Source organism: Butyricimonas sp. Marseille-P2440, from assembly GCF_900091675.1.
Taxonomy (GTDB): Bacteria; Bacteroidota; Bacteroidia; order Bacteroidales; family Marinifilaceae; genus Butyricimonas; species Butyricimonas synergistica.
The window spans coordinates 1,206,538-1,217,580 of record NZ_LT594609.1; the positions used below are offsets into that span (position 1 = coordinate 1,206,538).

Sequence of the window (11,043 nt, forward strand, 5' to 3'; positions counted from 1 at the left end):
TTCCTTTAGAACCCGTTCAATTGCATGGTAGCGGTCGGGATTAATAGTATGAACCCGAAGATAATCAACAACAGGATAAATTTCCAAAAGAATTTAACCCACACGTCATAAGGTACACGGGCAATTCCCAAAGCGCCGATTAGTACTCCGGATGTAGGGGTAATCATATTCGTGAACCCGTCGCCGAACTGGAATGCCATAACGGTAGCCTGCCGGGATAAACCGATCACGTCGGAGAACGGAGCCATAATGGGCATGGTCAAGGCAGCCTTTGCCGAGCCGGACGGAATGATGATATTGATCATGGTCTGGATGAGATACATGCCCCCTAGGGAAAGTACTTTCCCCGTTTCGTTCATCAAGTTTGCTAACGAATGGAGGATGGGATCGATGATGTGTCCTTCTTGCAGGATGATGATGATACCACCCGCGAGTCCCACGACCAGTGCGGCAGAAAGAATATCTTTTACCCCGGCGATAAAAAGTTTGACAATACTGTCGGCATTTTCTTTTGCGGCAAAACCGGATAGGATACCCATGGCAAGGAATAATCCGGATATTTCGGGCAAGTACCACCCGTATCCCATAACGCCCACGATGAGGAAGAGAATCGTGAACCCGAGTATGGTCAATATAAAAAAGTGGTAGGACTTTCGTAAAGAAAAGAATCCGATCAAAGCAAACAACGCGGTTAAGACGGGAAGCACGAAAGTGGTCAGGCTGGAATGCTCACCGATAGATAGCGTGGTACGGGGAAAATAGAACGAGAAAAGTATAAGCCCCGAGAGAATGAAAAGATAAACGAACCAAGAAGATGAGTAACTTTTGTATTCTATTTCTTCGGGGGCAGCCACTTTTTCTTTACGCCAATGGTTGTCGAGGCTATAAACTAGTGATGCTTTGGGATTTTTCTTCACCTTCGCGGCGTAACGTAGTACCCAGGCTATCATAATTACGTTGAGAATCGCCCAGCAAAACAGACGGTATTCAAAACCGGAGAATAGCGGTAAGTCCGATAATCCCTGTGCTATGCCTATCGTGAACGGGTTGAGTATGGCTCCCGCGAAGCCGACATGGGCGGCAACGTACACCATGCACACGCCCGTGAGGGAATCGTAGCCCATGGAAATTGCCAGGGGAACTATGATAATCACGAAAGCCAGAGTTTCCTCGCTCATCCCGAATATAGCCCCGAAACTACTGAATAGTAACATAACCATCGTGATGATGATATTGTTCACCCCGAGTTTACGTATAATTCCGATGTGTTCCAGTTTTCGCGTGGAGCGCAGGAACGAGAAAATACCCACGTCTATCGCCTTGCTGTTGTTCATGATCCAGAAAGCGCCCCCGATAATCAATATGAACGCGATAATTCCCGCTTGCTTTTCAAAACCGTTAAAGAGAGCGGAAAATACTTGCCATGTCTGGGGGCTTTTGGCTACCTCGTGGAACGAGTCGTTCACGATGACCGTGCGTTCTACACCGTTTACATCGATGGTTTCCCGTGCGTATTCACCCCCTGGAATAATCCAGGTCAGGATAGCACAAATAATAATAATCGAGAATACAATAGTATAGGTGTGCGGGACTTTCTTTAGCATAAACGTTATTTTAGATTGAACGGTCAAATTTACAAATAATTGCGAGAGTGAAACAATATGTTGGTTGGATTTCTTAATTTTGCATGAAAGAAATTATAGAACGAGAGGATGATAACGGAAGGAAAACAAGATAAGGTATTTACCCGTGACTTTTTCCGGAAAGTGGGGAAAGCAATACATGATTATAATTTGATCGAAGCCGGGGATCGGATACTCGTGGGTGTATCCGGGGGCAAGGATTCGTTGGCGTTATTAGAGGTATTGGCGATGCGGGCGAAAGACCCGAAACAGAATTACACGGTGGTTGCCGCCCATATCGCGGTGGAAGACGTGGCTTACGAGGTGGATAGCGATTACCTGCGGGCTTTTTGTGAACGTTTGGGCGTGGAGTATGTCTACCGGACAATTCGGGTAGACACGACAGTAAATCCCAAGAAACCGGCTTGTTTCGTTTGCTCGTGGCACCGTCGTAAAATGCTTTTCGATATAGCCAAGGAATATGATTGTAAAAAACTGGCTCTCGGGCATCACCGGGATGACGCCGTGGAAAGCCTCGTGATGAGTATGATCTTTAACGGGACGATATGCAGTATGCCGCCCCGGTTGGAGATGTTCAAGAATACGTTCACGTTAATTCGCCCCTTGATCTATCTGTCTAATGACGAAACTTCGCGATATGCCGAGATGCGGCAATTCAAGAAACAAAAGAAACATTGTCCCCACGAGAAGGTGACAAACCGGGATGCCGTGAGCAAATTAATCGATCAGATGACGGTGGTTTCCCCTCATGCCCGGAGTAATCTCTTTGCTGCCATGCAGAATATTCGGGAGGAATACTTGCCTTGAAAAGTGTGAAACTGCTTCTGTCCCTAGTGAATACAAGTAGGTGATGTGTTTTATTATCAGTGTTTTTTCTGTAATATTTTTGTTTGAAATTATTTGTGGAGAAAAATTGGTTAATTCAAAAAAAGGTCATAAATTTGTCATCAGGAGGTGAGGGATTCCGAACGAATGGAATTCTTTACTAGATAAAGGCACTTATTGGAGGATAAGTGTCATTTATTTTTTTATATATGAATTAAGATTTTAATATTATATGCTATGACAAAGAAGGTATCTTATGTAACTAAAGAAGGGCTGAGAAAATTGCAGGAAGAGCTGGACAATCTGCAAAACGTGGAGCGCCCTAAAATTTCCAAGGCAATCGGGGAAGCCATCGAAAAAGGAGATATCTCCGAGAATGCAGAGTATGACGCTGCCAAGGATGCTCAAGGAATGCTTGAAGCGAAGATCGCGCAGCTTCAAGATACAATCGCCAGTTGCCGGATCATTGACGAGTCCCAGATCGACACCTCAAAAGTGCAGATTTTGAATAAGGTGACGATTAGAAATATGAAGACAAAGGCAACGATGACGTACACGTTAGTGTCCGAAAGTGAAGCTGATTTCAAAGCAGGAAAATTGTCGATTACGACTCCTATCGCGAAGGCGCTGATCGGTAAAAAATTAGGTGATAAGGTGGAAGTACAAGTACCGGCAGGAACGATGGAGTTCGAAATTATGGACATCTCGATTTAATTGAAAATGGAGAATTGAAAATGATTCATTATAAAAGCAGAGAATCGTGCGGCTGGAATCATAAAATCTAAAATCAATAAATCTAAAATCAAAAATGGCTTCAATTTTCACGAAGATTATAAAGGGTGAAATTCCGTCATACAAGGTGGCGGAGGACGAGAACTATTATGCGTTCTTGGATATTGCACCCATGCAAAAGGGACACACGTTAGTGGTGCCGAAAAGAGAAGAAGATTATATATTCGATTTGACCGATGAAGAATTGGCAGGCTTAATGGTGTTTGCCAAAAAAGTAGCTAAAGCGATCGAGAAAAGCATTCCTTGCAAACGCATCGGGATAGGTGTATTGGGATTGGATGTGCCGCACGCTCACGTGCATTTGGTCCCGTTGGTTGAGGGGAACGAGTTGAATTTCAGCAATCCGAAAAAGCAATTCCCGAAAGAGGAAATGGAGGCTTGTGCTAAATTGATTCAAAGTAATTTGTGACATTATTAGACAATTTATTATAGGGGGACGCGAGATAACGTCCCTTTTTTTATAAAAATGGAAAAGAAGAAATTATACAACGCGTACGAGCAACACGAGGGATACAATTGTTTCGGTTGTGCATCCGGCAACGAACACGGGTTACAATGTGAATTTTACGAGGAAGGAGAATACATCACTTGTTATTGGATGCCCCGTCCCGAATTTCAAGGATTCTTTCACGTGTTGCATGGTGGCATTCAAGCCACTTTAGCTGACGAGATCGCCTGTTGGAATGTTTTTGCCAAGGTACAAAGTGCGGGGGTCACCATAGCATTGGATATGAAATACCGTTCCACAGTCTACACGGATCGGGGCGAGCTTTTCATGCGTTCCCGTATCGTGGAGCAAAATTCTCGTATAGCCAAAATGCATGTCGAAATATTTAATGCCGACGGTTCCTTGGGGAGCGAGGCGGAGGTCGTGTATCGTATTTTCCCGGAAAACGTGGCTCGTGAACGTCTTGGTTGGACGGGAATCGAGGCTTTTCACCAGAATTGATTTCGGCAGAAAGATATGAATTATACTTTTAAGGACGAGGTTGATCTGTTTACTGAAGAGTAGAGTCTGACCGGAGAGATCCCCGGGTAAACCTATGGAAATAAGGGTGTGATTCCGGGTTAATTTTGGTACAGTTTCGGATCAACTTCGGTACAAAGACCTTCGGGAACGTTTTTAATATGAATATAAAACACGAGTAAAACGAGAGAAACTCTTTATTACCCTCTTTGATTGGTGTGTAAACTATGGTTTCTCGTTGTTCTCCATATAAATAGACTGGGGAGAAAGGATAAATTGAATATTAATTTAGAAAATTGGGGAGAGATGTATGAAGTATAAAAACGTGGTTTGGGATTGGAACGGGACGTTACTGGATGACGTGCAGATCAGCGTGGATACCATAAACCGGATGTTGAGGAAAAAACGGTTGGATGAATTGACCGTGGAGAAATATAAGGCTGTATTCGGTTTTCCGGTAAAGGAATATTACGAGGGAATCGGTTATGATTTTAATCGGGATGATTGGGAGGCTATCTCTCTGGACTTCGTGGATACTTATGCAGAATTATCAAAAGATGTGGTGTTGACTTCAGGAGTGAAATCTGTTTTGTCAGGATTGAAAGAGTTTGGTGTGCGGCAATATGTATTGTCGGCATTGCAAGAAGATTTGTTGGAAGAAATGTTGGAACGATTCGGGATTCGTGACTATTTCGAGGGCGTGTGCGGTTCGGATAATATATACGCCGATGGGAAGGTGGCACGTGGAGAAAGAATGTTGCAAGTGTACCCGATTGATCCCCGGGAAACTTTAATGGTGGGAGATACTTTGCATGATGCGGAGGTTGCTGAGGCTTTGGGCTTTGCTATTCGGCTGTATGCCGGGGGGGCACAATAGTGCCGAACGTTTGCGGGAGAAAGGAATCGTGCTGGAACGTATGGAAATGTTACTTGGTGAATTAAGTTGATGGATTTGTCATGCTTTAACTGAAGAACCAAAGAGGAACTAGGGAAGAACCGGGGTAATAGTCCGTCACTGTCGTGTTAGGTGCGTTTTCGCTTTAGTGTTTCTATATAAAAGATTATAGGATGTCTACGGCATAAACGGAGATACAACGGGAGAGGAGTATGATTTGGGTTAATCTTCTTTGGGTTTACAGTGGGTTCTCTGTATGTCGTGTAATCATGTTTAGAAATAGAAAAAGGCTTTATCTTGAAAATTTCGTCGATAAAGCCTTTTTTATTTATTTCCCTTCCAGTGCTCGGTTCAAAGAGAATAGCAGCATCCGGTAATGCTCCCGTGTTTCTCCCGTGGAAGCGGGAATTTTGCTTTCAAGCAGAGTTTTCACCTTGTTTGCCATGGTGAACAAATATTGCTTGGAGTTATCAATTGCCTCCACGTCTACCTCGTCTTGCCAGTTATAGCCATATCCGATGCCGTACAGGAGGAACTGTTCAGCGATGAAGTCTGTTCCGTGTTGCCGTTCCATGGATTTCAACGTCTTGTAGAATTTCCGTACCATGCCTGATTCGTCCAACCCGTAATTCTTCCATTCATCCAATGAAGTCAGGAAGAACTTGCCTTTCTTTTTCATACTATTTCCCACGACATCGTTGAGCATTACGATAGCATTCGTTTGTAGTAATTTATCTCCATTCGTCAATGCTTTGCCCCGGATGGTGTTTTCCCATATCCCGTTGTACAAATCGTCGAAATAGGCTTTCAACGTGTAAGGATCATCCGACACGTGGGCGGAAAGAATTACCCGTTGATAGGAAGACAACAAGCTTTGAGCGAGTACCGCCCTCACTGCATCTGCCTCGTTGATGCGAAGTGTTAATTTCTTGCTTAACGGTTTATTGTACAGCCAGTCGCAATCTCGAAATTGTTTGAGGGCCCATTGCAGGGAAGCCTTTTGCACCTCTTTCGGAACGGAACGATAACGGTCGCCCGGTGTGCCTTCTTTTACGTCCGTCAGATAAATACCTCCCACGTTGTACATCACGTTCGTGATATAGCGGTAATATTGTTCCATCAATTGTTCCACCAGTTGTTGCTTGTGCGAACCGTCCGGATCGTCCGTGATCCATTCGTCCAAGTGGGCTAAAATATATTTCAGGTTGCGGATGCCGTAGTCGCCCGCTTTCATCGGGTCGTCACCTAAATCCTCCTCTATGGCACTCGGGTCGTAACGTTCCAATAATTGTTGGCGTCCATATCGATAACGAGGATCACCCGCTTTTTCGTCAAGCCATGATTCGAGTACGGGAATTTCTTCCCATGCTGTGCGGGCTTGTGGGATCGGTTGATAAGCCCAGCGAACCAGGAATTCGTCGTAAATACCTAAATCCGGAGGAGTGAGTTTCACCCCATTGTCACCGGGTTGTGCCACGTAATTGTAACGCGCGTAGTCCATGATGGAAGGTGTTGTACCATATTTTCGCGTGAATGAGGCGGAACGTAACGAATCAACCGGATAGGCTGCGGATGCCGCCATGTTGTGCATGAACCCGAGGCAATGCCCCACTTCGTGAGCCACCACGTAAGCGATGGATTCTTTCACGATGTCATCCGGCATCTTTTTGTTTCTTACCGACGGGTCAACTTGAGCCGTTTGTATGAAACGCCATTGGTTGATCAACTGAATCACGTTGTTGTATACCAACACGGAAGCGTTCACGATTTCTCCGGTTGTCGGGTCTACCCACGAGGGACCCATGGCGTTAGCCGTGGTCGAGGGAATATATCGGATACAGGAGTATTTCAGGTTGTCGGGGTCAAAATTGGGGTCGTCTTTCGGGAAATCCAATGCCCGCACCACGTTCTTGAACCCGATTTTCTCGAAAGCCTTGTTCCACCGTTCCGTGCCTTCTTTTATCGGTTGTTTCCACGGCTCGGGGAAAGCGTCGTCCACGTAAAACACGATTGGTTTCACGGGTTCCACCAGTTCTCCCCGGGCAAATGCTTCCGGGTCTTTCGGTTCCAGGCGCCAGCGATTGATCATGGAATAGCGTCTTACTTCGTCTTGTTCCGTTGAAAAATGCTGTTTGTCGGTCAGGAATATACCGATACGAGTGTCCGCGATCCGGGGACGCATCTTCTTTTCCGGCAGGAGCAATAGGGTACGGGTAACCTGCACGCTTGTCGGCTCATCTGCACGTATCGTGAAAATCCCGAATACTGTCATGGTTACCTTGTAAGCCAAATCCGTCTTTATCGTTGCGTTATCCTCGAAAGCCTTGATCTCTCCAAGAAGTTCGCCTTCGCTGTTCGGGCTGGACTTGATAGAGATAAATCCGCCGTAGCTCTTGGGTAGAGAAGGCAACATATCATTATGGCGGGCAAAGAATGCGGTCACGTCGAACACGATAGCCGTGCTGTCATTGTTGTACGTTTCGATGCTGAACTTTTTCAACATCGGGTCGGTGAGGCTTCGTTCGAGGGCTTTTTTCATTCCTGCTTCCCGCTCGTTGTAAGTTGCCTTGGTATTTACCTTTCTTAAATAGACCACACTGTCCGTTTGCGTAAACTTCACGTGTAACGGGTCTTCCGGCTTATAGCCTACTTCGCAGAGCAGGTTGTCGCTGGCACTTGTCAGCGTGGAAGCCAGTAGCATATCCCGTCCCAAGTATTCCACGGGCAACTCGATATAGAGTTTGCCGCCTACCTTGTGCAAGGTGATAAAATCTCCTTTTGCCGTTACGCATCCGGCTTTCTTCACCAGTTTGTCGTATTTACTGGTTTTTACTACTGCTTTTTGTTCTTTCTCTTTCTTTTTTCTTTCTGCCGCATTTATTCCTGTAAGAGGATAAATTATTAACAGGCTTACAAGTAACATACAATACTTTCTCATGCAATGATATTTAAAGTTAAAGGGAGGGAAGTCCCTCCCCTTGTTGTTTGTAATTGAAATGTCTTTTATTCCACTCGGGTGAAATGGAACACGAGAGGTGTCATCTCCAAATTTCCGAAAAGCATATACGTGAATTGTAAGAAATCTTGCGGATCACAATCCTCGATGCGAACTTCTAATGTTTCCCCTCCATCTAATAACCTTAAGCCGACTTTTCCTTCTCTTTCGTCAGATGAAGAAGCCGAGAAATAAGCATTTATCGGGTTGAAATTAGCATTTGATATCCACGCATCCGTGTTCAGATCATATAAATAACGATACTCGGGATCAATAAATTCTATTTCGCAATTTTGTAAATAGTTTGCCAAATCACCGGTTAAATTGGATATCATCTGTCCCTTGCCTTCTTCTGCTCCTTGGATAAATTCAATAGTTCCGGCAGAAGAATTTGCGGTAGGTAATTCGTAGAGGTCTGATTCAAAGTCCGGCTCCGTGCCTAGAAGATCCCTGATTGCCATTTCACTGGCGAAAGTTTTGTATTCCCATTTGCCGGCTAACTTGTCAAATGACAGCGGACCTACAATTTGTACTTGTAACTCGGCGTAATTTCCGTATTGATAGGTATCATCCGGTAGTTTCAGTCGGAACATGATTTTATCCTTCCCGGCTTCCCGTTTTAGAAAATCCAGTTGAATTTCGGCTTTATTTTTGCCGGCAGGGATCACGAATTCGCGTACATCACCTTTTATCGAATAGTGTTCTCCTTCAACTGCTGTTGTTCCTTCTTCCACGATTTCAAAGGGTAGGTGTAAATCAACAATGGAACTAAACTTTCCGCTGGCTGCCCCTTTTATTTCGATACCTGCCATGTAAAGCGCTTCCAGTTCAACCCAGCTTTTCGTGAAAGAACATATTAAGATTTCCTTAGGTTCTATGGGAATGATCGTACTTTTGTTATTCCATAAGGAGTAACCGACAACCGGTTCCATCGATAATTTAATTTCTCGTTCTTCCGTGTAGTTGTTCAAGGGAGTAATCGTGATTTTCGCGATATCTTCTCCCGGTTGGAACACGAATTCTTTAGCGGAAATATTGTAATCTTCCCCTTCTACCGCAGAGCCACTTACATTGATTTTGACTGTAAGTGCATTCTCCACGGGGCTGCTGGCTCGTAGATCAACCTCAAGGGCTGCTTGGGCTTGCAATACGTAATAGGCTCGCCCGAACGATAGAGTTGCCCCATCGTTATTGTCATCACTACAACTTAAGCTCAAACAAGCTATTGCCAACAACACGAGTAAAAATAACTTATGTTTCATAACTCTTGTTTTATCGTTTAATACATTCTTTATTGGATTGCTTCGTTATACCGGGCAATCCGCTCGTTTATTGCTTCTCGTTCCTCTGCGGTCAATAGTTTAGGCTTTGGAACGAGATAATTTGTTGTCAAATTGTTGGTTCTCGGGGGGACTTCATCTACATCTCCGCACCCGCATAGAGCGATTAAAAAGCTGCTTACAAGTAAATATCCTATCTTTTTCATAATACTGTCATTTAAACCGTTAAATTATTCCGTGTATCCTTCATTCTGAATAACTCCTGTTCCAAAATCAATATCTTCTTTCGGGAGAGGAGCCGTGTAGAAATATTTGAGAGTTTCGTATTTCGAGCCGTTTGCCGCTACCCAGAATTCAGGTCTTCCATTGCGTTTTAATTCAAACCAGCGATCGGCTTCCATGTAGAACTCTTTTCGGCGTTCGTTTAGTATGGCAGAGATCAAGGGTGTCAGGGGTTTCCCGGTGGCATCGACTTTGATTAAAGCATCTGCATCTACGGCGGGTAATGTACTTTCCGTGTAAGGAACATGACCGGTAATCCGTTTTGAACGTAATAAATTCAAATATTTCAGAGCATTTGCTGCATCTGCCTTGTGGGCGTAACTTTCTGCTATTATCAAACACATCTCATCACTGCGCACACAGGAACATATCCGTTTGGTATTCAATCTCTTCTTGTCAAATGATAACTCGTATCTTACGTCATTCCCTTTTTCTACAAAAAGATTCACGAGTTCCTCGCTTACTGGGCGTACTTTCGATTCGGACAACGATAAACCGTAACTCCAGTCACCCCGCGGTCCATACACGTATGATTTTAAGATCGTATTTCCTTTTTGGTCATATCGGGCTTGCATCATATCCAAGTAAGCAGTTCCTTCTTGTAAAGGATATTTTTCCAAAATCTCTTCCGAAACGGCAATGGCTTTATCCCACTGTTGTGTCCAAAAATAAAGTCTTGCCAGGTAAGCCTTTGCAACATCTTCCGTGAAACGGAAGGTTTGATCCGTTTGGTGGAAAGTGATAGCGTCTTTCAAGGTTTTTTCGATGAAATCAACGCTCTCTTTCATGTTGTTTCTGACGGGTCTTGCCTCCACGTCAAACCGCTCCACGACAGATAATCCCAGCATTTCCTGTTCCTTTGACTTGTCATAGGGCTCACAGAATAGGCGTAAGAGATTGTAATAACAGACTCCTCGTAAAGCGTAAGCCGTCGCCAACACTTTTTTCCCCAATTCGGTATTTTTTTCTTCCAAGTTGTCAATGATAATATTACAATCTCCGATGACCTTGTACAAATCCTCGTATTTATCCTGGAACGTATTTATTTTACTTCCAATGTAAACCGGAGAGCGAGCTCCGTCGGGATAAAATGTTAAACTGGCATCCAGGTTGTCGGAAAAAAACTCGTAATACAATACGTTTTCCGAATCTCCCATGATCTCGTAATCTCCCATATCTTCATTATCGATTCTGTCGAGATGATATTGCAACATGGCAGAAAATTCTTCAGCTGTTTCGGGTATTGTCTGCCCTTTTGGTTTCACATCCAGGTACTCCTTGCAAGAAGTACAAACTGCGACGATCAGCACCAGTATGTAGAATATATTTTTCATGTTTCTTTAATTTATTAATTCAAATCTCTT

The 11,043-nt window shown here is 44.2% G+C and carries 10 protein-coding genes; 5 read left to right on the top strand and 5 right to left on the bottom strand.

Annotated features, from left to right (window positions below):
• Positions 1 to 5: 5 nt before the first annotated feature.
• Entirely contained in the window at positions 6 to 1,604 is a 1,599-nt protein-coding gene (locus tag BN8899_RS10645) for a YfcC family protein (RefSeq protein WP_065219355.1), read from the bottom strand.
• A 108-nt stretch (positions 1,605 to 1,712) separates the two neighbouring features.
• On the opposite strand from BN8899_RS10645, the gene BN8899_RS10650 reads away from it, so the two are divergent.
• The 5 genes from BN8899_RS10650 to BN8899_RS10670 all read left to right on the top strand — a co-directional run bounded on the left by BN8899_RS10650 (position 1,713) and on the right by BN8899_RS10670 (position 5,104).
• On the top strand, positions 1,713 to 2,450 hold the full coding sequence (locus BN8899_RS10650) for a tRNA lysidine(34) synthetase (protein ID WP_065219356.1): 738 nt from the start codon (positions 1,713 to 1,715) through the stop codon (positions 2,448 to 2,450).
• A gap of 255 nt (positions 2,451 to 2,705) precedes the next feature.
• Positions 2,706 to 3,182 (top strand): transcription elongation factor GreA, encoded by a 477-nt coding sequence (gene greA, locus BN8899_RS10655; protein WP_018337539.1) that lies wholly within the window; start codon positions 2,706 to 2,708, stop codon positions 3,180 to 3,182.
• 94 nt (positions 3,183 to 3,276) lie between these two features.
• Complete coding sequence (locus BN8899_RS10660; RefSeq protein ID WP_018337538.1) at positions 3,277 to 3,669, top strand: HIT family protein; 393 nt, start codon at positions 3,277 to 3,279, stop codon at positions 3,667 to 3,669.
• Positions 3,670 to 3,726: 57 nt separating this feature from the next.
• The gene (locus tag BN8899_RS10665) at positions 3,727 to 4,209 is read left to right on the top strand and encodes a PaaI family thioesterase (RefSeq protein WP_018337537.1); all 483 of its coding nucleotides are present in this window, start codon (positions 3,727 to 3,729) and stop codon (positions 4,207 to 4,209) included.
• A 328-nt stretch (positions 4,210 to 4,537) separates the two neighbouring features.
• Positions 4,538 to 5,104, top strand: a complete 567-nt coding sequence (locus BN8899_RS10670) for an HAD family hydrolase (protein ID WP_231932328.1) — start codon at positions 4,538 to 4,540, stop codon at positions 5,102 to 5,104.
• A 346-nt stretch (positions 5,105 to 5,450) separates the two neighbouring features.
• On the opposite strand, the gene BN8899_RS10675 is transcribed toward BN8899_RS10670, so the two are convergent.
• From BN8899_RS10675 to BN8899_RS10690, 4 genes are all read right to left on the bottom strand, one after another.
• Positions 5,451 to 8,060, bottom strand: a complete 2,610-nt coding sequence (locus BN8899_RS10675) for a zinc-dependent metalloprotease (RefSeq protein WP_065219357.1) — start codon at positions 8,058 to 8,060, stop codon at positions 5,451 to 5,453.
• 65 nt (positions 8,061 to 8,125) lie between these two features.
• Positions 8,126 to 9,379, bottom strand: coding sequence for a Calx-beta domain-containing protein (locus BN8899_RS10680; RefSeq protein WP_065219358.1), 1,254 nt, complete (start codon positions 9,377 to 9,379; stop codon positions 8,126 to 8,128).
• Positions 9,380 to 9,408: 29 nt separating this feature from the next.
• Complete coding sequence (locus BN8899_RS10685) at positions 9,409 to 9,603, bottom strand: hypothetical protein (RefSeq protein ID WP_026207466.1); 195 nt, start codon at positions 9,601 to 9,603, stop codon at positions 9,409 to 9,411.
• A 24-nt stretch (positions 9,604 to 9,627) separates the two neighbouring features.
• Positions 9,628 to 11,013, bottom strand: coding sequence for a RagB/SusD family nutrient uptake outer membrane protein (locus tag BN8899_RS10690; RefSeq protein ID WP_018337533.1), 1,386 nt, complete (start codon positions 11,011 to 11,013; stop codon positions 9,628 to 9,630).
• Between the last annotated feature and the right edge of the window lie 30 nt (positions 11,014 to 11,043).

Excerpts from the sequence above, each read along its gene's own strand:
- BN8899_RS10645 (WP_065219355.1), bottom strand. The coding sequence starts at position 1,604 with ATGCTAAAGAAAGTCCCGCACACCTATACTATTGTATTCTCGATTATT.
- BN8899_RS10650 (WP_065219356.1), top strand. The coding sequence starts at position 1,713 with ATGATAACGGAAGGAAAACAAGATAAGGTATTTACCCGTGACTTTTTC.
- greA (WP_018337539.1), top strand. The coding sequence starts at position 2,706 with ATGACAAAGAAGGTATCTTATGTAACTAAAGAAGGGCTGAGAAAATTG.
- BN8899_RS10660 (WP_018337538.1), top strand. The coding sequence starts at position 3,277 with ATGGCTTCAATTTTCACGAAGATTATAAAGGGTGAAATTCCGTCATAC.
- BN8899_RS10665 (WP_018337537.1), top strand. The coding sequence starts at position 3,727 with ATGGAAAAGAAGAAATTATACAACGCGTACGAGCAACACGAGGGATAC.
- BN8899_RS10670 (WP_231932328.1), top strand. The coding sequence starts at position 4,538 with ATGAAGTATAAAAACGTGGTTTGGGATTGGAACGGGACGTTACTGGAT.
- BN8899_RS10675 (WP_065219357.1), bottom strand. The coding sequence starts at position 8,060 with ATGAGAAAGTATTGTATGTTACTTGTAAGCCTGTTAATAATTTATCCT.
- BN8899_RS10680 (WP_065219358.1), bottom strand. The coding sequence starts at position 9,379 with ATGAAACATAAGTTATTTTTACTCGTGTTGTTGGCAATAGCTTGTTTG.
- BN8899_RS10685 (WP_026207466.1), bottom strand. The coding sequence starts at position 9,603 with ATGAAAAAGATAGGATATTTACTTGTAAGCAGCTTTTTAATCGCTCTA.
- BN8899_RS10690 (WP_018337533.1), bottom strand. The coding sequence starts at position 11,013 with ATGAAAAATATATTCTACATACTGGTGCTGATCGTCGCAGTTTGTACT.